22 protein-coding genes are annotated in these 20,767 nt (G+C 67.6%); 10 read left to right on the forward strand and 12 right to left on the reverse strand.

The window, feature by feature from the left end; genetic code table 11:
• A partial coding sequence (locus tag Q8N10_RS04625) for an integrase core domain-containing protein (RefSeq protein ID WP_304776214.1) occupies positions 1 to 141 on the forward strand: 141 nt, incomplete at its 5' end.
• On the opposite strand, the gene Q8N10_RS04630 is transcribed toward Q8N10_RS04625, so the two are convergent.
• Together Q8N10_RS04630 and Q8N10_RS04635 are read right to left on the reverse strand one after the other, a co-directional pair.
• Positions 138 to 1,502, reverse strand: a complete 1,365-nt coding sequence (locus tag Q8N10_RS04630; RefSeq protein ID WP_304778210.1) for a PleD family two-component system response regulator — start codon at positions 1,500 to 1,502, stop codon at positions 138 to 140. The genes Q8N10_RS04625 and Q8N10_RS04630 overlap by 4 nt on opposite strands.
• Positions 1,503 to 1,507: 5 nt before the next feature.
• Positions 1,508 to 1,873, reverse strand: a complete 366-nt coding sequence (locus Q8N10_RS04635) for a response regulator (protein ID WP_293493017.1) — start codon at positions 1,871 to 1,873, stop codon at positions 1,508 to 1,510.
• Positions 1,874 to 1,981: 108 nt separating this feature from the next.
• Between Q8N10_RS04635 and Q8N10_RS04640 the strand changes: the two genes are divergently transcribed.
• From Q8N10_RS04640 to Q8N10_RS04660, 5 genes are all read left to right on the forward strand, one after another.
• Positions 1,982 to 2,632, forward strand: a complete 651-nt coding sequence (locus Q8N10_RS04640) for a hypothetical protein (RefSeq protein ID WP_304778214.1) — start codon at positions 1,982 to 1,984, stop codon at positions 2,630 to 2,632.
• Positions 2,633 to 2,684: 52 nt separating this feature from the next.
• Entirely contained in the window at positions 2,685 to 3,962 is a 1,278-nt protein-coding gene (locus Q8N10_RS04645; RefSeq protein WP_304778217.1) for a DNA polymerase IV, read from the forward strand.
• 166 nt (positions 3,963 to 4,128) lie between these two features.
• A complete protein-coding gene (gene clpS / locus Q8N10_RS04650) occupies positions 4,129 to 4,458 on the forward strand; it encodes an ATP-dependent Clp protease adapter ClpS (protein WP_293493014.1) in 330 nt (109 codons plus the stop codon).
• Between the two features lie 8 nt (positions 4,459 to 4,466).
• Positions 4,467 to 6,800, forward strand: a complete 2,334-nt coding sequence (gene clpA / locus Q8N10_RS04655) for an ATP-dependent Clp protease ATP-binding subunit ClpA (protein ID WP_304778219.1) — start codon at positions 4,467 to 4,469, stop codon at positions 6,798 to 6,800.
• Between the two features lie 180 nt (positions 6,801 to 6,980).
• Entirely contained in the window at positions 6,981 to 9,083 is a 2,103-nt protein-coding gene (locus Q8N10_RS04660; protein WP_304778222.1) for a response regulator, read from the forward strand.
• A gap of 5 nt (positions 9,084 to 9,088) precedes the next feature.
• Here Q8N10_RS04660 and Q8N10_RS04665 read toward each other — a convergent pair whose 3' ends face one another.
• On the reverse strand, positions 9,089 to 9,526 hold the full coding sequence (locus tag Q8N10_RS04665) for an HIT family protein (protein ID WP_304778224.1): 438 nt from the start codon (positions 9,524 to 9,526) through the stop codon (positions 9,089 to 9,091).
• Positions 9,527 to 9,578: 52 nt separating this feature from the next.
• Here Q8N10_RS04665 and Q8N10_RS04670 point away from each other — a divergent pair, with 52 nt between their 5' ends.
• Complete coding sequence (locus tag Q8N10_RS04670; RefSeq protein ID WP_304778226.1) at positions 9,579 to 10,169, forward strand: DUF5655 domain-containing protein; 591 nt, start codon at positions 9,579 to 9,581, stop codon at positions 10,167 to 10,169.
• 31 nt (positions 10,170 to 10,200) lie between these two features.
• Here Q8N10_RS04670 and Q8N10_RS04675 read toward each other — a convergent pair whose 3' ends face one another.
• The 4 genes from Q8N10_RS04675 to Q8N10_RS04690 form a co-directional block, all read right to left on the reverse strand.
• Entirely contained in the window at positions 10,201 to 11,370 is a 1,170-nt protein-coding gene (locus Q8N10_RS04675) for a GNAT family N-acetyltransferase (RefSeq protein WP_304778228.1), read from the reverse strand.
• On the reverse strand, positions 11,367 to 12,125 hold the full coding sequence (locus Q8N10_RS04680; protein ID WP_304778230.1) for a glycerophosphodiester phosphodiesterase family protein: 759 nt from the start codon (positions 12,123 to 12,125) through the stop codon (positions 11,367 to 11,369). Before Q8N10_RS04680 ends, Q8N10_RS04675 begins: the two co-directional genes overlap by 4 nt.
• Positions 12,122 to 12,583, reverse strand: a complete 462-nt coding sequence (locus Q8N10_RS04685) for a RidA family protein (protein WP_304778233.1) — start codon at positions 12,581 to 12,583, stop codon at positions 12,122 to 12,124. Before Q8N10_RS04685 ends, Q8N10_RS04680 begins: the two co-directional genes overlap by 4 nt.
• Positions 12,584 to 12,826: 243 nt before the next feature.
• The gene (locus tag Q8N10_RS04690) at positions 12,827 to 13,261 is read right to left on the reverse strand and encodes a phasin family protein (protein WP_304778235.1); all 435 of its coding nucleotides are present in this window, start codon (positions 13,259 to 13,261) and stop codon (positions 12,827 to 12,829) included.
• A 297-nt stretch (positions 13,262 to 13,558) separates the two neighbouring features.
• Between Q8N10_RS04690 and Q8N10_RS04695 the strand changes: the two genes are divergently transcribed.
• On the forward strand, positions 13,559 to 14,911 hold the full coding sequence (locus Q8N10_RS04695; protein WP_304778238.1) for a D-alanyl-D-alanine carboxypeptidase: 1,353 nt from the start codon (positions 13,559 to 13,561) through the stop codon (positions 14,909 to 14,911).
• A 4-nt stretch (positions 14,912 to 14,915) separates the two neighbouring features.
• Here Q8N10_RS04695 and Q8N10_RS04700 read toward each other — a convergent pair whose 3' ends face one another.
• Entirely contained in the window at positions 14,916 to 15,335 is a 420-nt protein-coding gene (locus Q8N10_RS04700; protein WP_304778241.1) for a molecular chaperone DnaJ, read from the reverse strand.
• Positions 15,335 to 16,150 (reverse strand): division plane positioning ATPase MipZ, encoded by an 816-nt coding sequence (locus Q8N10_RS04705; protein ID WP_304778243.1) that lies wholly within the window; start codon positions 16,148 to 16,150, stop codon positions 15,335 to 15,337. Before Q8N10_RS04705 ends, Q8N10_RS04700 begins: the two co-directional genes overlap by 1 nt.
• A gap of 171 nt (positions 16,151 to 16,321) precedes the next feature.
• Here Q8N10_RS04705 and panC point away from each other — a divergent pair, with 171 nt between their 5' ends.
• Positions 16,322 to 17,170 carry a pantoate--beta-alanine ligase gene (gene panC / locus Q8N10_RS04710; protein ID WP_304778246.1) on the forward strand — a complete coding sequence of 283 codons (849 nt, stop codon included), beginning with the start codon at positions 16,322 to 16,324 and terminating at the stop codon, positions 17,168 to 17,170.
• Position 17,171: 1 nt separating this feature from the next.
• Here panC and Q8N10_RS04715 read toward each other — a convergent pair whose 3' ends face one another.
• The 3 genes from Q8N10_RS04715 to Q8N10_RS04725 are packed head-to-tail and all read right to left on the reverse strand — an operon-like array spanning position 17,172 to position 20,330.
• Positions 17,172 to 17,573, reverse strand: a complete 402-nt coding sequence (locus Q8N10_RS04715) for a DUF1489 family protein (RefSeq protein WP_304778249.1) — start codon at positions 17,571 to 17,573, stop codon at positions 17,172 to 17,174.
• Positions 17,573 to 19,450, reverse strand: a complete 1,878-nt coding sequence (locus Q8N10_RS04720; RefSeq protein ID WP_304778252.1) for an acetyl/propionyl/methylcrotonyl-CoA carboxylase subunit alpha — start codon at positions 19,448 to 19,450, stop codon at positions 17,573 to 17,575. The genes Q8N10_RS04715 and Q8N10_RS04720 overlap by 1 nt, the downstream gene beginning before the upstream one ends.
• Before the next feature lie 43 nt (positions 19,451 to 19,493).
• Positions 19,494 to 20,330, reverse strand: coding sequence for an enoyl-CoA hydratase-related protein (locus Q8N10_RS04725; RefSeq protein WP_304778254.1), 837 nt, complete (start codon positions 20,328 to 20,330; stop codon positions 19,494 to 19,496).
• Between the two features lie 219 nt (positions 20,331 to 20,549).
• On the opposite strand from Q8N10_RS04725, the gene Q8N10_RS04730 reads away from it, so the two are divergent.
• Positions 20,550 to 20,750, forward strand: a complete 201-nt coding sequence (locus Q8N10_RS04730) for a hypothetical protein (RefSeq protein WP_304778256.1) — start codon at positions 20,550 to 20,552, stop codon at positions 20,748 to 20,750.
• The last annotated feature ends 17 nt before the right edge of the window (positions 20,751 to 20,767 follow it).

A 20,767-nucleotide genomic window follows, 5' to 3' on the forward strand; every position in this document is an offset into this window, starting at 1 on the left:
AGGCCCTATCGATCCTCAGCCGAGCGGGCCCAGGCCATCGAGCCCTGGACCAGAACCTACAATCTCCACAGACCCCACTCCGGCATCGCCGGTCTCACACCATGGCAGCGTGTGAACAACCTTCTTGGAAACGACACCTAGGCCGCCCGGGCGATGACCTTGTTGCGGCCTGAGGCCTTGGCCTCGTAGACGGCCTCGTCGGCGCGCTTGAGCAGGGCTTCGGGGCGGTCCTCGGCCCCGAGCGTCGCGGCCACGCCGATGGAGATGGTGACGGTCAGCAGCTCGGCGCCGTTCATCACCCGGAAGGGCGAGCCGGCGACGTGCAGCCGGATGCGTTCGGCGATCCGCTCGGCGTCCTCGATCTTGGTGTCGGGCATGACCACCACGAACTCCTCGCCGCCGTAGCGGCACGGCAGGTCGATAGCGCGCACGTTGGAGGCCAGGCGCACGGCGAACTCGCGCAGCACCTCGTCGCCGACATCGTGGCCGTAGCCGTCGTTGATCTTCTTGAAATGGTCGATGTCGATCAGCAGGCAGGCGACGGGATCGCCCCCGAGGGTGGCGCGCTTCACCAGGGCCTCCAGCTGTCCCACCATGTAGCGGCGGTTGTGCAGGCCGGTGAGCTGGTCGGTGACGGCCAGTTCCAGGGAGTGGTCGAGATTATCGCGCAGATAGTCGGTGTAGCGCTTGCGCCGGATCTGGGTTTTGGCGCGGGCCGACAGCTCCTGCGGGTCGATCGGCTTGGCCAGGATGTCGTTGACCCCGATCTCCAGGGCCTTCACCAGGCGCTGACGCTCGTCGAAGTCGACGATGGCCAGGACCGGCAGGTGGCGGGTGGCCTCGTCGGAGCGAAGCTGGGCGGTGAAGCGCAAACCGTCGAAGGACCGCGCGGCCGCATTGACGATCACCAGGTCCACCGGACCCTTGGCGGTCATCAGGGCTTTTTCGGGATCGCTCTCGATGATCGGACGGTGCTCGATGGCCAGTTCAGAGGCGACGCGTTGGGCCTGGCGTTCGTGATCGTCGACGATCAGCACCCGGCCGCCAGAGCCGCCGAGCCGCGAGGCGGCGCCGGCGATGACCCCCATGCGGCGGCCCGAGGCCTCGCGGTCGCGCAGTTCGTCGATCACCATCTTCAGGCGGGTCAGGCTGCGCACCCGGGCGAACAGCATGACGTCGTCGATGGGCTTGGTGAGGAATTCGTCGGCCCCGGCCTCGAGGCCTGCGATGCGGTCGGCGCGGCCGTCCAGGGCGGTCACCAGCACCACCGGCACATGGCGGGTCTCGGGATCGTCCTTCAGCCGGCGGCAGACCTGGAAGCCGTCCATGCCGGGCATCATGACGTCCAGCAGGACGATGTCGGGCTTTTCCTTGGCGGCGATGGCGAGCGCGGTCGGACCGTCATAGGCGATGAGCACTTCGTAGTACTCGGCCGAGAGCTTGGCTTCGAGGAGCCGGACGTTGGCTTCGATATCGTCGACGACAAGGATGCGCGCGGTCATGGCGGCTAACTCAAAAGACGACGGATGGTGTCGAGGAAGTGTGACACTGAAATGGGCTTGGAGATGTAGGCCTCGCAGCCGCCCTCGCGGATACGCTCCTCATCCCCCTTCATGGCGAAGGCGGTGACGGCGACCACGGGGATGTGGGCCAGTTCGTCATCTTCCTTCAGCCACTTGGTGACCTCCAGGCCCGAGATCTCGGGGAGCTGGATATCCATGAGGATCAGGTCCGGGCGGTGTTCGCGGGCGAGCGCCAGCGCCTGCAATCCCTCACGGGTCTGCAGCGTTTCGTAGCCTTGGGCATCGAGCAGATCATGAAAGAGCTTCATGTTCAGCTCGTTATCCTCGACGATGAGGACCTTCTTGGCCATTTTCGTCTGACGATCCTTGGTCTGGCGAATCGGTAACCGACCTCACCTTGAGCCCCTTGATCCCACGGATATCCTTAAATCCGCGTTAGTCGCATTCGGAGGCCCCCCGTGGCCGAACAGCCCCGCGCCCCTCGGCTCTCCGACCTGGGCGTCAAGACCGACAGGCCGCTGCTGATCGTCGACGTCGACGAGGTGCTGGGCCTGTTCATGCAAGGCTTTGGGACCTTTCTGGAGGGCCGGGGCCTGGAGTTCCGGGTCGACAAGTTCGCGCTGTTTCAGAACATCTACCGTCCAGGCGAGAGCGAACACCTGGCGATCGACGACGGACGTAAGCACTACGAGGATTTTTTTCGATATGGCTGCGGCGACATGACGCCGACGCCAGGCGGCGCCCAGGCCTTGCAGGGGCTGTCCGAGCAGGCGGCCATCGTGATCCTGACCAATGCGCCGGGCCCTGCCCGCCTGGCCCGCGCCCGCTGGCTGGGGCGGCACGGCATGGACTATCCGCTGATCCTCAACACCGGGCCCAAGGGTCCGCTGGCGGCGGGCCTCGCGGCCCAGACCGGCGGGCCCTCGGTGTTTATCGACGACCTGATCTCCAACCTCGACTCGGTGGCGGAGGTGGCCCCTCACGTGACCCGCTTCCAGCATGTGGCCGACCCGAGGCTGCGCCCGCTGGCCCCGTCCAAGCCGGACCTGCACACCCGCATCGACGACTGGGAAGAACTGCGGGCGGCCATCGAGCAGACTATCGGCTAGCAGAACAAAACGGGTATGTTGCCCGCATGACCGGCCCCGTGGAGAAAGAGTCGTGAGCGCGCTCTGCCGCGACTGCTTCCATCATGGCGACTTCGAGCGCAGGTGCCCCGCCTGCGGCTCGCCGCGGATCGTGGCGCACGCCGAGCTGGACAGCCTGTCCATCGCCCACATGGACTGCGACGCCTTCTACGCCTCGGTGGAGAAGCGCGATCGGCCTGAGCTGCGGGACCTGCCGGTGATCGTCGGCGGCGGCCGGCGCGGGGTGGTGACCACCTGCTGCTACATCGCCCGGATCAATGGCGTGCGATCGGCCATGCCGATGTTCAAGGCCATCAAGGCCTGCCCCCAGGCGGTGATCATCAAGCCGGATTTCAACAAGTACCGCACCGAGAGCCGGCGGATCATGGCGATGATGGCCGACCTGACGCCTCTGGTTCAGCCCCTGTCCCTGGACGAGGCCTGGATGGACCTGTCAGGAACCGAGCGCCTGCACGGCGCCAAGCCCGCCGAGACCCTGGCCCGGCTGCAGACCCGCATTGAGTCCGAGGTGGGGATCACCGTCTCCATCGGCCTGGCGGCCAACAAGTTCCTGGCCAAGATCGCCTCGGACCTGGACAAGCCGCGCGGCTTCTCGGTGATCGGGGCCGAGGCGACCGAGTTTCTGGCCCGGAAGCCGGTGGGCATCCTGCCGGGCGTGGGACCGGCCATGGTGTCCAGCCTGGAAAGCTCCAACTTCGTCACCGTGGGAGATATCGCGCGCGCCGACATCAAGGACCTGGCCGCCCGCTTTGGCCCCAACGGCCTGCGCCTGCACGCCCTGGCCCATGGCCGCGACACCCGGGTGGTCAATCCCGACCAGATCCGCAAGTCGATCAGCGCCGAGACCACCTTCAACGAAGACCTGCGCAGGCAGGCCGACCTGGAGGAGCAACTTCCGTGGCTGGCGGAAAAGGTCGGGCGTCAGGCCCGGAGCGGCAATGTGGCCGGCCGGGTGGTGACGCTGAAACTGCGCGGCGCCGATTTCAAGATCATCACCCGGCGCAAGACCCTGCCCGTCCCCACCCAGACGACGCGGTCCATCCTGGCCATCGGCAAGGAACTGCTGGCGGCCGAACTGAAGAGCGGTGGCGCCAACCGCTCCTGGCGGCTGATCGGGGTCGGCATCACCGATCTCATCGAACCGCAGGACGTGGAGGACGACTTCTTCGGGGGCGACGAACGCCGGACCCTGGCCGGAGAGAAGACCGCCGACGCGATCCGGGCGCGATTCGGAGCCACAGCGCTGACCTCCGCGCGCGCCTTGCGCGGGAAATCCTCGGCTCAGGATTGAATACCAGGGGGCCGGCGCCCATCTGCCAGCCTGTTAGCATGGTAAAAACTGTGGCCTTTCGGACGAACTCGCATCGCGCGACCATTTCGACCCTTCCATACGGCCGTCTTTTCCATATCTAATCCATCTGTAGGGCGGTCCCGTGACCGCCGAGGAGACCTGTTCGATGGCCGAGCGAAAGCAAGGTGATCAGGAGACGGGCGTGAAATCGGCGGTCATCACCAAGACCAAGCCGAAGACGCAAAAGCCGTCTCTGTACCGGGTGCTGCTCCTCAACGACGACTACACTCCGATGGAGTTCGTCGTTTATGTGCTTGAGCAGTACTTCCATAAGTCGCGCGAAGAGGCGACGACGATCATGCTGCATGTCCACCAACACGGTGTGGGCGTCTGCGGCGTGTTCACCTACGAAGTGGCGGAAACAAAGGTGGCCCAGGTCGTTGATACCGCGCGCCGGCATCAGCATCCGTTGCAATGCACTATGGAAAAGGATTGAGGCCCAGATTGCCGTCATTCTCACGCCACTTAGAAGAATCCCTCCACCGCGCGGTGGCCTTCGCCAACCAGCGAAAGCACGAGTACGCGACCCTGGAGCATCTGCTCCTGTCCCTCATCGACGATGAGGACGCAGCCGGCGTGATGAAAGCCTGCGACGTCGAGCTTCCGTCGCTGAAGACGACTCTGACCAACTACGTGGACAACGAGCTGCGCTCGCTGGTGGTGGACGATGGCGAGGACGCCAAGCCCACGCCCAGCTTCCAGCGCGTGATCCAGCGCGCGGTCATCCACGTGCAGTCCTCGGGCCGCGAAGAAGTGACCGGCGCAAACGTGCTGGTGGCCATCTTCTCCGAGCGCGAGAGCCATGCCGCCTACTTCCTGCAGGAGCAGGACATGACGCGGTATGACGCGGTGAACTACATCGCCCACGGCATCGCCAAGAAGGCCGGCGCCGAGGGCGCGGCCAAGCCCGTCAAGGGTGCGGAAGACGAGGACAAGCCCGCGGTGAAGACCGGCGGAGAAGCCCTCGAGGCCTACTGCGTCAACCTCAACGAGAAGGCCAAGCAGGGCAAGGTCGACCCGCTCATCGGACGTTCGTCCGAAGTCGAGCGCTGCATCCAGATCCTGTGCCGCCGCACCAAGAACAACCCCCTGCTGGTGGGCGACCCCGGCGTGGGCAAGACCGCCATCGCCGAGGGCCTGGCGCGCAAGATCGTCAATCACCAGGTCCCCGAGGTGCTGGCCAACGCCACCATCTTCTCCCTCGACATGGGCAGCCTGCTGGCGGGCACCCGCTATCGCGGCGACTTCGAAGAGCGCGTGAAGCAGGTGGTCAAGGAACTGGAGAACCACGCCGACGCGATCCTGTTCATCGACGAGATCCACACGGTGATCGGCGCCGGCGCCACCAGCGGCGGGGCCATGGACGCCTCCAACCTGCTGAAGCCGGCCCTGGCCTCGGGCTCCCTGCGCTGCATGGGCTCGACGACCTACAAGGAGTTCCGTCAGCACTTCGAGAAGGATCGGGCGCTCGTCCGGCGCTTCCAGAAGATCGACGTGAACGAGCCGACGATCGAGGACACCATCAAGATCCTCAAGGGGCTGAAGACCTACTACGAGGACTTCCACAAGCTCCGCTACACCAACGACGCCATCAAGGCGGCGGTGGAACTGTCGGCCCGCTACATCACCGACCGCAAGCTGCCCGACAAGGCCATCGACATCATCGATGAGGCGGGCGCGAGCCAGATGCTGCTGCCGGAGGGTCGTCGCAAGAAGACCATCGGCCTGAAGGAGGTCGAGGCCGTTGTCGCCAAGATCGCCCGCATCCCGCCCAAGTCGGTGTCCAAGACCGACACCGAGGCGCTGAAGCAGCTGCACGAGGACCTGAAGCGCGCCGTCTACGGTCAGGACGACGCCATCGAGCAGCTGTCGGCGGCCATGAAGATGGCCCGCGCCGGCCTACGCGATCCCAACAAGCCGATCGGCTGCTACCTGTTCTCGGGCCCCACCGGCACCGGCAAGACCGAGACCGCGCGGCAACTGGCCGGCACCATGGGCATCGAGCTGCTGCGGTTCGACATGTCGGAATACATGGAGCGCCACACGGTCAGCCGCCTGATCGGCGCGCCTCCCGGCTATGTCGGGTTCGACCAGGGCGGCCTGCTGACCGACGCCGTCGACCAGCACCCGCACTGCGTGGTGCTGCTAGACGAGATCGAAAAGGCCCACCCGGACGTCTTCAACATCCTGCTGCAGGTCATGGACCACGGGGTTCTCACCGACTCCAACGGCAAGAAGGTCGATTTCCGTAACGTGGTCCTGATCATGACCACCAACGCCGGCGCCTCCGACGCCCAGCGCAACGCCATCGGCTTCGGCCGCGGGAAGCAGGCTGACGAGGTCGACGAAGCCCTGAAGCGCCTGTTCACGCCGGAATTCCGCAACCGCCTCGACGCGGTGGTGGCGTTCAAGCCGCTGACCCAGGACATCATCCGCCAGGTGGTCCAGAAGTTCGTCATCCAGCTGGAAGCGCAACTGGCCGACCGTCACGTCACCATCGAGACCACGGACGAGGCCGCCGACTGGCTGGCCAAGAACGGGTTTGACGAGCTCTACGGCGCCCGGCCCCTGGCCCGGGTCATCCAGGAGCACATCAAGAAGCCGCTGGCCGACGAGATCCTGTTCGGCAAGCTGGTGAAGGGTGGCCACGTGAAGGTGGTGCTGAAGGACTCCAAGCTGGCCTTCGAGATCGAGGGCGAGAACACCGAGCCCGGCGCGCCGATCATCGAGAACCCCGCCGAGGACGCGGCCAACGCCGCGCCGGAGCTGGCCGGCTAAGGACAGACTCCCGACTTCGAGCACAATCGAACCCCAGGCCCTCAGCCTGGGGTTCTTTGTTGCGCCATCTACGGGTGGTGGCCGAATCACACCGCCCACCAATAACCTCCACCATGGTCGTACTTCCCGACCCACGATTGAGCCCAGGCCTAGGGTCTATGCCAACCAGGGGGTGGTTCAGTGGCGTCGCGTATCGAGCTCTTTCGACCGGCCCAGGCCCCACGCGCCGATGGCCTGAACCTGGCCTTCCTGGCGGCCTACGCGATCTGCGCCCTGCTGGCCTACGCCTGGACCACCAGCATCAACGGGCTCGCCGTGCTCTGGATCTGCAACGGCCTACTGACCACCGGCCTGCTCCTCCTGCCGCGTCAACAGGCCATCGCGCTGGCCGTCCTGTGCACGACCATCGACTTTCTGGCCGCTCTGAATAGCGGCAGCGCGCCCTTGCGGGCCGCGCTCATCGCAGGGTGCGACTTAACCGAAGCGGTCCTCGCCGCGATCCTGGCCCGACGCGTGTGCGGCGCCGGGTTGGACATGAATGTCCTGCCCCGGTTCCGGAATTTCGTCCTGCTGGCGGCCCTTCCGGCCACGGTCACCGTGGGCACCCTCGGCGCCTGCCTCGCGGCCCTGATGTTCAGGGACGACTTCGTGACGGCCTGGAAGACCTGGGTGTTCGGGGACTCCCTGGGGATGATCGTAGGGGCGCCGGCCGCCCTGCTGCTGGCGCGGTTCCGACGCTATGACGTCGGCGCGGCGGCATCGCGCTTCGAGACCTTTGGCCTGATCGGCCTGGTGCTTGGGGCGGCCGCCCTGATCTTCGCCACGCCCCTGCCCGCCCTCTTCCTGATGTTTCCCCTGGGCCTGCTGGTGGTGATCCGGCTCAGCAGTCCCTACACGGCGCTGATGGCCATGCTGGTGTCGTTCATCGCCGCAAGCGCCACCGTGGCGGGCCAAGGGCCCATCGTGGCCGAGTTCCCGGGTGACATGCCGCGGCAGATACTGGTGCTGCAGCTCTATCTGGCCACCCTGGTGAGCTCGGCCCTCATCCTGTCCAGCGTGCTGGCCCAGCGCACCGCGGCCCAGGTCAGCCTGCGCCGGGCCCTCGCCGTGGCCCGCGCCGCCCGCCGCGACGCGGTGGCCGCCGACGGGGCGAAGGGGCGTTTCCTGGCGATCATGAGCCACGAGATGCGCACGCCCCTGAACGGCATCAAGGGCCATGCCCAACTCTTGACCGCGCGCGCCGACCTGGCGCCCCAGGCGCGGGAGCAACTGGGTGTGATCCAGGCCTCATGCCAGGTGCTGCTCTCCCTGATCACCAATATCCTGGACTATTCGCGGCTGGGTTCCGGTGCGCCCCTCCCCGCCCCTGCCCCCCTCGTCCTCGCCGACCTCGTACGGACGGCCGGCGGCATCGTAGGGCCGAGCCTGGGGCGCCTGACCCTGAGGGTTGATGTCTCGGCGGTCGAGGGCGTGGTCCATGAAGGTAACGAGGACCACATCCTCCAGCTCCTTCTCTACCTGCTGGGCAATGCTGTGAAATTCACCGACCAGGGTCATATCGCGGTGCGGGTGACGCTGTCGCCTGAGGCGGGCGCCGACCGGGTGCGGGTGAGTGTGCGCGACACGGGCGTCGGCCTCGCCCCCGAGGCGATGACCCAGCTGTTCCAGCCCTTCACCCAGGCCGACACCAGCGCCACGCGCCGGTTCGAGGGCGCCGGCCTGGGCCTGGCCACCTCCAAGTCCCTGGTCGAGCAGATGCAAGGGCGGATCGGGGTCGAGAGCGTTCTCGGCGAGGGTTCGGAATTCTGGTTCGAGATCCCGCTGCCCCGCCTTGAAGCGTCACCTGAGGCCCCCTCGGCCGAGAGCAGCAGTCTCGGCGCCGGTCGCATCCTGGTGGTCGACGACCATCCCGTGAACCGTCAGGTGGCCTCGATGATGCTGCTGGCCGCGGGGTTCGACGTGGAGACAGCCGAGGACGGCGCTCAGGCGGTGGAGGCGGTGCGCAGCCGCCCCTTCGACGTCGTGTTCATGGATATCCACATGCCGGTCATGGACGGCCTGGCAGCCTGCCGCGCGATCCGGGCCCTGGAAGGCGACAGGGCCAACACCCCCGTGGTGGCGATCACAGCAGCCACCCTGCCCGAGGATGTGGTCCGCTGCCACGAGGCCGGCATGAACGCCCACCTCGCCAAGCCCATAGAGCAGGAGCAGCTGGTGGCCGCCGCCGCTCATCCCTGGCGAGCGGCGGCCGGCCCCTCGTGGCCGGAGACCGCCACCGCCTGAGAAACCTAGGCGATCTGTGCGGCGATCTGATCAGCCAGGGCCTTGAGTTCGGTGGGGTCGGCCATGCCGCCCTCCCCGTGCCGCCCCAGGGCCTGGCCTTCCCACCGCGGGATGATGTGGAAGTGCAGGTGGTAGATGGTCTGGCCGGCCGGCGCGCCGTTGAACTGGGTGACAACGATACCGTCCGGCTTCAAGGCCGCGCGCACCGCCCGCGTCACCCGCTGCACGCCCAGGATCAGCGGCGCCAGGGTGGCGGGGTCCTCCTCCAGCAGGTTGCGGGCCGTGGAGTGCTTGGGGATCACCAGGGTGTGGCCACGGGCCTGGGGGAAGACGTCCATGAAGGCGTAGACGTGGCTGTCCTCGAACACCCGCGCGCTCGGCATCTCACCGCGCAGGATCTTGGCGAAGATATTGCCGTCGTCATAGGTCCCGTCCAAGCTCATGGCGCGCTCCTGCTGAGGTCTTGGAAGCGTCCTAGCACAGAGGGGGCCCTGTATGGGAACCGGTGACGCCGACAACACCAAGGGCCTGAGCCCGCGCCAGCAGAAGTACTTCGCCACCGCCCGCGCCAGCCTCGAGAAAGAGACCGGCAGGACGATGGACGAGTGGGTGGCGATCGCCAGGACCTGTCCCGAGACCAAGACCATGCCCCGGATCGCCTGGATGAAGGAACATCACGGCCTGGGGATGAACCGCGCCAAAATGGTGATGTCGGCCGCCTTCCCCACCGGCGCGGGCTGGGACCAGCCGGAGACGCTGCGAGCCCAGGTGTGGAGCGATCCGGCCGCGACGGCGATCTTCGAGGCCATCGAGCGCGCGGCGGCCGCCCTGCCCGACGTGGTCACTGGCCAGCGGAAGGCCTTCACCGGATTTTCCCGCAACTTCCAGTTCGCCTCGGCCAAGCCCGCCAAGGGCGGCCAGGTGGTGCTGGGCCTGGCCGTGCCCCCCGACGCCGATCCCAGGCTGACGCCGCCCAAGGCCGAGGGCTGGTCGGAGCGGCTGAAGTCCAAGCTCACCCTGACCTCTCCGGCCGACCGGGACGCCAAGCTCGTGGCGCTGATCAAGCAGGCCTGGGAGGCCAGCTGACGATCGGGCGCGGCCTCGCCTTCACCCTGCGCTACTGATCGGGTTCCTGGCGGAAGGGCGAAAACTCTTCCGCCAGCCACTCCATCTCACCCTCCACCGCCTCACGCTCGCGGGCGACAAAGTCCTCGACGGGGCCGCGCAGCATGGGGTCGGCGATGAAGTGGGCCGAGCGGACCGGGCTGGGCAGGTAGCCGCGGGCGATCTTGTGCTGGCCTTGCGCGCCGGCCTCGACCCGGGCCAGGCCCCGGCCGATGGCCCACTCGATGGCCTGATAGTAGCAGAGCTCGAAGTGCAGGAAGGCGATGTCCTCGACGCAGCCCCAGTTGCGGCCGTAGAGGCAGTCGCCGCCGATCAGGTTGAGCGCGCCGGCCACCCAGCGGCCATTGCGCCGGGCCATCAACAGCAGCACCCGGTCGGCCATCCGCTCCCCCAGCAGGGAGAAGAACAGCCGGTTCAGATAGGGCCGGCCCCACTTGCGCGACCCGGTGTCCATGTAGAAGCCGTAGAAGGCGTCCCAGTGTTCCTCGGTGATGTCGGCGCCGGTCAGGGGCAGGATCTCGACAGCACCTTGCGCCTCACGGCGCTCACGCCGGATGGTCTTGCGGCGGCCTGAGGACAGGGCCGCGAGGAAGGCGTCGAAGTCGGCGTAGCCGGCGTTTTCCCAATGGTACTGCTGGCCCTCGCGCATCGAGAGCCCCTGCCCGCCAAGCCAGGTCCACTCGTCGTCCGTCGGGAAGTTGATGTGGACGCCCGAGGAACCGTAGCGCTCGCAGAGGGTGACAGCGCCGGTCAGCAGGGTCTTGCGGGCGGTCTCGACGTCGACGTCCGGCCGTACCAGCAGGCGCGGGCCGGTGGCCGGGGTGAAGGGCGCTGCGGAGATCAGCTTGGGATAATACTGCCCGCCCGCCCGCTCATAGGCCTCGGCCCAGCTGTGGTCGAAGATGTATTCGCCCTGGCTGTGGGACTTCAGATAGAGCGGCATCACCGCCGCCACCTTGCCGTCTTCGTCGTCCACCGACAGGTGCTGCGGGCCCCAGCCCATGCGCTCGACGGCGCAGCCGGACTCTTCGACAATGTCCAGGAAATCGAAGGAAACGAAGGGGTTGGCGGCGTAGTCCGGATTGCCGGCGCAGGCGTCCCAGCCTTCGCGGCCAATCTCGGCGATCCGGCGGCTGACCTTCACCGCCGCCTTCAGACTCACGCGGCCCAGCCCTCGAAGATCAGGTTGTCGCAGTGGTCCTTCAGGGCGTCCCACTGCTCGGGTTTGCGCACGGTCCAGGCGACGACGGGCATACCCTCGGCGCGGTGCTTCACGGCCGCGTCACTCCGGACCATGTCCAGGCTCATGGCCAGGAAGTGCGGCCGGGCGATGGAGACCTGCTCCAGCCGGGCGAAGGACTTGCGCTGCTCGGCGGAGAGGTGGGGGGTGTCCTCTTCCCAGCTGTAACTGTCCAGGCCGCGCAGGACGCCGGGGAAGCGGTCGGCGAACCAGGCGTGGGAATAGGGATTGAAGCCGATGACGCAGGTCGGACCGGCGTGGTCGATGAGGATCTCGTGCACCCGCTGTTCCAGGGGGCCCACGGCGCCGAAGTCGGTCTTCAGCTCCACATGGACCATGGCCCGGTGGCCGATCAGGGCCAGGGTCTCCATCAGGGTGGGAATGCGTTCGTCGGTCCCCTTGAGCCGCAGTTCGCCAAGGTCGGCTGCGGTGCGGTCGCGGAGCTTGCCCTCGACCCCGGTCATCCGCTTCAGGCTGTGGTCGTGAAAGACCATGGCCTCGCCGTCGGCGGAGAGGTGGACGTCCAGCTCGACGCCGTAGCCGGCCTGGCAGGCGGCCTGGAAGGCGCCCAGGGAATTCTCCGGCGCGCCGTCCGGCGTCCACAGGCCACGGTGGGCGACAGGCGGGTGGAACAGGAAGTCCCAGGCCTCGCCAAAGGTGTTCTTGAGGTCGTTCATCGGATTTCCACCACAGCGTCGACCTCGACGGCGAAGTTCATCGGCAGACGGTAGACGCCCACCGCCGAGCGGGCGTGCTTTCCCGCGTCCCCGAAGGCCGCGACCATGACGTCGGAGGCGCCATTCACCACCTGAGGGATCTCGAAGAAACCGGGACCGGCCTGCACAAAGCCACCCAGCTTGACCACCCGGACGACGCGGTCGAGGTCCCCATCGCAGGCGGCGCGCATCTGGGCGATCAGGTTGATTCCGCAGAGGCGCGCGGCGCCCTTGGCGGTGTCCATGTCGACATCCTCGCCAACGATCCCGCGGACGCCCCCACTGGCGTCCAGGGATACTTGACCAGATATGTGGACGAGGCCGCCGACCCGAACGAACGGGACATAGTTGGCGACCGGGGCGACGGGCTGCGGGAGGGTGATCCCCTGCGCGGCCAAGCGTTCTTCGACCTGTGACATGGTCGAACGTCTAGAACGCGTCAGGGCGAAGTGGAAGCCGGTTCGCCCGTTCGGCGCGCTCTAATCTCTCAAACTCGAGCCTTTTGATCAGATCAGGTGGAGGTCCATCCGATCCTGGAGGCTCGCCGCGGATTCAGGGGTCAGGTCACGGGTTGAAAACGCAAAAGGCCCGGACCGTTTCCGGTCCGGGCCTCCGCAGGGTGCGCCAAATACGCAGGCGCGGCTGGAGGGACTTTAGAAGGCTTAGCGGACGGCCTGCAGCTTCTCGACGGCGGCGGTGACGCGCTCGTTGAGGGGCTTCATGGAGTCCTTGACCGAGGCCTGCACGATCTCACCCATCTTGGAGAGTTCGGCCATATAGGCTTCCATGGCGGACTTGGCGAAGCTGGTTTGCAGCTCGACCACTTCCTGGATCGACTTGGCGCCCGAGAGCGACTTGGCGGCGGCGACGTTGGCTTCCACGGCCTTCTTGGAATAGGCGGTGGCCTGGGCGCCGAGCGCTTCAGCGCCCTTGGTGGCGGCGGTCACCGAGGCGATGACGGCTTCCAGGTTCTTCTTGGAATGGGCGTTGGCTTCATTGAGGCCGGCCAGCGACTTTTCGATGGCGTCCTTGAAGGCGGTGTTGCCAGCGGTGGTGAACTGCTCGACGGTGTTCTTGACGGTTTCGGCGGCGGCCATGATAAGACTCCGGGGAACGTGGTTGACGGGCTATGCCGCGTCGCACCAGTCGGGCGTTGCGGCTGTTTGATCTCGCAGCCTATTTCTCATGTTGCAGTGCAGCAGTCAAGCCACTTTGTTGCAGTGCACAATCGCCGTCTGCGCGAATTCGTCCCGGCGCCCGCATAACCCGAAACGCGACAAAAAGCGCTCGCTCAAGAGGTGTTTACTCTCGCGCAAGCTCCGACCTGTCATGATAGGGTTTCAGTACGGCGACCGGGGGGTCGCCCAACCCTTTGATTCGACGGACGAACCGCAATGTTCGAGCGCGCCCGCCGCCTGTTCCTCGCCCTTGGCGCCGTCGCCTTGACGGCGGTCTCGCCCCTGGCGACCTCGGCCCAGGCGCAGATCCCCTACCTCTCGATGCCGTCCCTGCCCACCACGGCGCCGAAGTACGCGGCCATTGTCGTGGATGCGAAGACCGGTGAGGTTCTCTACGCCAAGCGCGCCGACAGCCCCCGCTATCCCGCCTCCATCACCAAGATCATGACGCTGTACCTGGCCTTCGAGGCCCTGGGCTCAGGCCGCCTGCAGCCCGACGACAGGATCATGATCTCGCCGCGCGCGGCCGCCCAGGCGCCCACCAAGCTGGGCCTTTCCGCCGGCGAGTCGCTGACGGTCCAGGAGGCGATGCAGGCCCTGGCCATCAAGTCAGCCAACGACATCGCCGTGGCGATGGCCGAGAAGCTGGGAGGGTCCGAAGCCCGCTTCGCGGCCATGATGACCCTGCGGGCCCAGGAGCTGGGCATGGCCAACACCCGCTTCGTGAACGCCTCGGGCCTGCCCGACAGCCGCCAGGTCTCCACCGCCCGCGACCTCGGCATCCTGTCGCGCGCCGTGATGCGCGACTATCCGCAGTACTACCGGCTGTTCAGCCAGCAGTCGTTCACCTTCCGCGGCACGCCGATGCGCAATCACAACGGCCTGCTGGGCGCGATGCCCGGCGTGGACGGATTGAAGACCGGCTATACGAACGCGTCAGGCTACAACATCGCGATCTCGGCCGTGCGCGACAACCGCCGCCTGATCGCCGTGGTGCTGGGCGCGCCGTCCACGGCCAAGCGCAACAACAACGCCGAGGACCTGCTGCTCACCGGCTTCGACGTGATGAACCGCCGCGCCCGCGGCGAGAAGATCACCATCGCCCAGAACCTGTTCGAGCCCGAACCCATCGGCCCCATCGAGCGTCCGTCGGTCGAACAGGGCGATGGCGAGCAGGACGGGTTGAGGATTGTACTGGCCTCGGCCCCGCCGCTGCCCTCCTTCTCCAGCAACGACTTCGTCTCCCCCACCCGCAACCTGCCGCGCGGCTCGCAATCGGCCGCCAAGCCCAAGACCGAGAGCAAGAAGGCCGAGAAGGAAGATCGCAAGCCGGCCGGCAAGTGGGTGGTCCAGGTCGGCGCCTTCAAGTCCAAGTCCTTGGCCAAGGAACAGCTCACCCTGGTGGAAAAGCGGTTCGGCAAGCACTTCGGCAAGGCCAACGGCGCCACCGACTCCGTCGGCGGCACCTATCGCGCCCGCTTCAAGGGATTCACCGAGGCCTCCGCCAAGGACGCCTGCGGCGCCCTGAAGGCCAAGAAGGTCCCCTGCATGGTCGTGAAGCCGGGCTGACGCCCTACCGGCGGGTCAGCCTGTCGCGGGCCGCATTGAGCTGGGCGGCCAGGCCATCGGTGCCGCCCTTGTCGGGATGGGCCAGGCGCATCAGGCGGCTATAGGCGGCCTGGACGTCCTCAACGGTGGCGCCAGGGCCGACCCCGAGGATCGAGCGGGCCTCGGTCTCGCTCATGGTCGCGCCCTTGCTGGGCGGCATGACCCCCGCACGCCGGGTGGAGACCGCCAGGCCCAGGCCCAGCACCACCAGGACGATGGCCGAGCCCCACTTCCCTACAAGGCCCACATAGGCCGCGCCGGCGAAGGCCATGATCGCGAAGCCGCCGGAGATGAAGCGCCACTCGCGGCGCTTGAGCATCGCCTTGCCGCCGCCCGCCCACATCAGCAGCGCCAGGATCACGCAACCCAGCGCGATATAGGACACTACTGGGCGGCCATCAGCTCATCGCCCACGTCCAGGCCGAGCGACCCCACCAGGGCGCGCAACTCCTGGCGGGCGGCCACGTGCTGCAGCGACATGGCCACGGGGCGAATCGTGGGCGAGAGGTCGGCGATGGTCAGGCCGAAGGGGAAGAGCTCGCGATAGATCACGCGGTCGCGCAGGCCCGGTCCGACGCGGAAACCGACTCGGCGCGAGAGTGCCTGGACGCGCTCATCCACCCGACGGCGGTTGCGGGCCTCGGTGGGGGCCAGTCGGTTGCGCAGCACCACCCAGTCAATGGACTTGCCGCTGGCCGCAGCTCGGATCTTGCGGCTGTTCCAGACGGTCTCGGAATAGAGGCTGGGCCGCTTCAGATCGAGGGTGACGGGATCGACGACACCCAGCATGTCGAAGTCCACGAAGCTGTCGTTCATGGGGGTGACGATCAGGTCGGCCATGCCGTGGGCGGCGCGACTGACGGCGGTGTCGCCGCCCGGGGTGTCGATCAAAATGTAGTCGGAGGCCTCGGCGGCGTCGAAGGCTTCCGCGAAGCGCGCGAGCGCCTCCTCGTCGGACGCCTTGGCCAGATCGGCGCTCAGCGGGTGTTCGACCGGCATCGGGGCGCTGACGCCGTTGGCGGACAGCCAGGCGGCGCGGTGAGCGAAGAAGTGGCCCATGGACTGCTGGCGCAGGTCGAGGTCCAGCACCGAGACCCGGGCGTTGGCGTGCAGCAGGGCCGTGGCGATGTGGATGGCCAGCGTCGACTTGCCCGCGCCACCCTTCTCGTTACCGACCACAATAACCTTGGGTTGGGACATGGTTCTTTAAAACTCCACACCATCTCAGCCAGCGTCGTTGCGCTGATTCGATTGGTTAACAGGTGAGGCCGCCACCCCTGCCCCGTCAACGCGCCAGACGCCGCCGCCTGTGGACGGATGCCCACTTCAAAGTCATAAGCGGCCCGCCTTTTCGTGACGGAGCCTCCCCTCATGCCCCTCGCCATCGTCCGCACGGTCGCAGACCTCCGAGCCCAGGTCGCCGCCTGGCGCAGGGCCGGGGAAAACGTCGGGCTGGTTCCCACCATGGGGGCGCTGCACTCGGGCCACCTGTCCCTGGTGACCCTGGCCAAGACCCGAGCCCAGCGGGTGGTCGCCAGCGTCTTCGTCAACCCGACCCAGTTCGCGCCGCATGAGGACTTCGACGCCTATCCCCGGGACGAGGCCAAGGACGCGGCCCTGCTGGAGAGCGTGGGCTGTGACCTGCTGTTCGCGCCGACCGTGACCGAGATGTACGCGCCGGGCTTTTCCACCACCGTGACGGTGAGCGGGGTCTCCGAGCCTTTGGACGGCGCAGCGCGGCCGGGCCATTTCGCCGGCGTGGCCACCGTGGTGAGCAAGCTGCTCCTGCAGTGCGGGCCCGACGTCGCGGTGTTCGGCGAGAAGGACTATCAGCAGCTGCAGGTGATCAAGCGGCTGGTGGCTGACCTGGACATCCCCGTGAAGGTGATCGGCGCACCCACGGCGCGGGCGCAGGACGGCCTGGCGCTTTCCTCCCGCAACGCCTACCTGACGCCGGCCGAACGCGAGGCCGCCCCCAGCCTGGCCGCCGCCCTGCGTGACGCCGTGGAGCGCCTGCGCGCCGGGACACCTGTGGATCGGGTGGAGAACACCGGCCGCGCAGCCCTGGAGCGGGCCGGCTTCAGCCGCATCGACTATTTCGAGGTCCGCGACGCGGCGAGCCTGGCGGAACTTGGCCCGGGGCCCATCACCGGGCCGGCCCGGGTCCTGGCCGCCGGGATCCTGGGCAAGACCCGGCTGATCGACAACATGGCGGTCTAGCCTACCAGGCGCCGACCTCGCGAAGCTGGCGGGCAAGCTCCATCGGAATCTCGCCGTCCGCGCTGGTGTCGAGGTCCGGCGGCACGTCCTTGGGATCGAAATAGCGCCAGCCCTGGAAGGCGCGGCGCGGCGTCGGGGCGACACGGATGATCTCGGGCTCCAGGGTGATCTCGCAGCGGGCGTTGGGGTGCTCGCCCACGGTGCGCACCGCCAGGATCCGCTGGCGGCAGAGGATCATGCCCTTGAAGATCCGGTAGAGGGAGCCGCCGTCCAGCAGCTCATCGGCGCGCTTGGGGCTCATCCGGGTATGCAGCAGCCAGGGCTCGCTGTCGTCGGGGTGATAGGCCAGCAAATCCTCGATGGTGTCGCAGCCGACGCAGAGCCGCAGCATGTGCAGGGCCATCAGCTCGAAGCCTTCAGGCGGGCCAGGGTGACACCCTCGCTGACCTGGTCACCGACCGAGACGTTCAGAGCCTCCACCTCCCCGTCGAAGGGCGCGGTCAGGGCGTGTTCCATCTTCATGGCCTCGAGGGTGAGCAGGGGCTGCCCGCGCACCACGGCGTCGCCGACCGAGACCGCCACGGCCACCACCTTGCCCGGCATGGGGGAGCGCACCTGGGCGTCACCGGCCATGTCGTCCAGGTCGCGCAGGGGCGGCCGGGTGGCGAGCACATAGGTTTCGCCGCCCTCGAAGACCACGACCTCACCGTCCTCCGTCATCAGGATGTCGGCCTCGATATCGCCCTCCGGCAAGGGGGCGTCGACGGGCCGACCATCGAGAAACAGACGCACCGACGTCTGCGGCGCGGCGTTCATGCGGAAGCCGGTGAGGCCCTTCCAGGGGCCAGCCGCGTCGTCGTCCCCCTCGGCCAGGGCCGCGGCTGCGGCCACCGCCAGAGCTTCGTCCGACGGGGCGGGCGTGGACGCCAAGGCGTCGAGATGACGCTCAATGAAGCCCGTATCGATCTCGGCGGCGATGAACTCGGGATGGTCCAGGCAGCGGGCGAGGAAGCCGGCATTGGTCTTCACCGGCCAGATCTCCACCTCGGCGCAGGCCTGGGCGAGTTGGTCGCTGGCGCCCTCCCGGGTCGGGGCATGGGCGATCAGCTTGGCGATCATCGGGTCGTAGAACGGGCTGACCTCGCTGCCCGCCTCCACGCCGGTGTCGACCCGGACGCCCCCTGGCAGGACGTAGTGCTCCAGCACGCCGATGGAGGGCAGGAAGCCTGCCGCAGGGTTCTCGGCATACAGGCGGGCTTCCACCGCATGGCCGTTCAGCTGGATTTCATCCTGGGTCAGCGGCAGGGGCTCGCCAGAGGCGACGCGGAACTGCCACTCCACCAGATCGACACCGGTGACCGCCTCGGTGACCGGATGCTCCACCTGCAGGCGGGTGTTCATCTCCATGAACCAGATGCGGTCGGGCGCCAGGCCCGCGCTGGCGTCGGCGATGAACTCCACCGTGCCCGCGCCGATGTAATTGACGGCCTTGGCGGCCTTGATCGCGGCCTGGGTCACCGCCTCGCGGGCTGCGGCGCTCATCCCCGGCGCCGGCGCCTCCTCGATCACCTTCTGGTGGCGGCGCTGCAGGGAGCAGTCGCGCTCGAACAGGTGGACGACGTTTCCGTGGCTGTCGCCGAAGATCTGCACCTCGATGTGGCGGGGCCGGGAAACGTAGGTCTCGATCAGCACCTTGGGGTCGCCGAAGCTGGCGGCGGCCTCGCGCTGGCAGGAGGCGAGCGCGGCGGCGAAGTCCTCGGGCCGATCGACCCTGCGCATGCCCTTGCCGCCGCCGCCGGCCACGGCCTTGATGAGGACGGGGTAGCCGATATCTTTGGTCACAGCCTGCAGTTGTTCCAGGGACTGGTCGTCTCCCAGATAGCCCGGCGTCACCGGGACATTTGCTTTCTGCATCAAGGACTTGGCAGCATCTTTTAAACCCATGGCCTTGATGGCGGCGGGCGGCGGGCCGATCCAGATCAGGCCGGCGCCCATAACCGCCTCGGCGAAGGCGGCGTTCTCGGAGAGGAAGCCGTAACCGGGGTGGATGGCCTCGGCGCCGGTCTGCAGGGCGGCGGCGATGATCTTCTCGCCCACCAGATAGCTTTCGCGCGCGGAAGCCGGGCCGATCAGCACGGCCTGGTCGGCCTCGCGCACATGGGGCGCGTCGGCGTCGGCCTCGGAATAGACCGCCACCGTCGCGATCCCCATGCGCCGGGCGGTCCTGAAGACGCGGCGGGCGATCTCTCCACGATTGGCAACGAGCACGGAACTGATCATGCCGCGATCCTAGTTGGCCGTGGAGAGTCCTGCCAGCGGCGGATCAAACGACCCAGGAGGCTTTACGCTTGTCGAGGAAGGCGCGGACGCCTTCCTGCCCTTCCGGGCTGACCCGGGTGCGGGCGATGCGCTTGGCGGTCTCTTCCATGACATCCTCGATGGGCTTGTAGGCCACATCTTCCACCAGCTTCTTGGAGTCGGCGACCGCGCCGGGGGCGCAGGCCATCATCTCGGCCGCGATGCGGGCGCAGGCGGCGTCGAGGCCCGCGGTGTCGGCCACCACCTCGGTGATCAGGCCGACCTTCTCGGCATAGGCGGCGTCAAACACCGAACCGGTGGCGAACAGGGCGCGCGCCATCCGAGGGCCCACCGCACCCACCACATAGGGGCTGATGGTGGCGGCGATCAGGCCCAGGCGAACCTCGGAGAAACTGAACTTGGCGTCCGCCGTGGAGACGGCCAGGTCGCAGGTCGCCGCCAGGCCGGCGCCGCCGCCGAAGGCCCCGCCTTCCACCAGGGCGACCGTCAGGGCCGGAATGTCCCAGAGGCTCTTGAGCATCTTGGCCATGGCGTAGGCGTCTTCGCGGTTGTCGCTCTCGGTGCGGTCGGCGGCCTCGCGCATCCAGTCGAGATCGGCGCCGGCGCTGAAGATTCCGCCCGCGCCACGCAGGAAGACCACCCGGACGCCCTCGGCGCCCTGCAGGGTTTCGAAGGCCTCGTGCAGGGCCGCGATCAGCCGGGCGTCGAAGGCGTTGCGCCGCTCCGGACGATTGATCGTCACCATGGCGACGCCTTCGACCGTGGCCTCGATCTGCACAAGGGTCTCATCCACGTCGGTGTCGGGAACCTCGACCAGGGGATCGGCGATGGGATTGGTCATGGGAGCCTCATTGAGAACTGCGTGGTGCGGACATAGGCCGAACGCGCTGACTTGGACATAGGCCGACGGCGGCGCTGCGGCAGACGTGTCGATTCTGTCACCAGACCCTAGCGAAGACCCCATTGCGGGTCGAATGCCGGTTGATCACGACGCGGCTCTGTCCGAAAGAGCGGGACGAGGCGCGGCGACCTCCCACACCGCCGCGCGAAGGATCGAGCCATGCCCATGACCAGCGACGCCCCGTCCCTGACCCAGATGCTTCGCCTCGCAGCCCGGACGCCTGGCATGGCCCCCCGCATGCGGGCCACCGCGGCGCGGCGCGCGACGGCCAAACTGGCCCTGGCCGTGGGCGTCATGGCCACCGCGGTCAGCCTCGGCATGCTGGTGGGCGGGCTCGGCCGCGCCCTGATCGGCGGCTAGTCCGGGCGCACAAGAGC

It is taken from the genome of Phenylobacterium sp. (assembly GCF_030693625.1).
Lineage (GTDB): Bacteria > Pseudomonadota > Alphaproteobacteria > Caulobacterales > Caulobacteraceae > Phenylobacterium > Phenylobacterium ferrooxidans.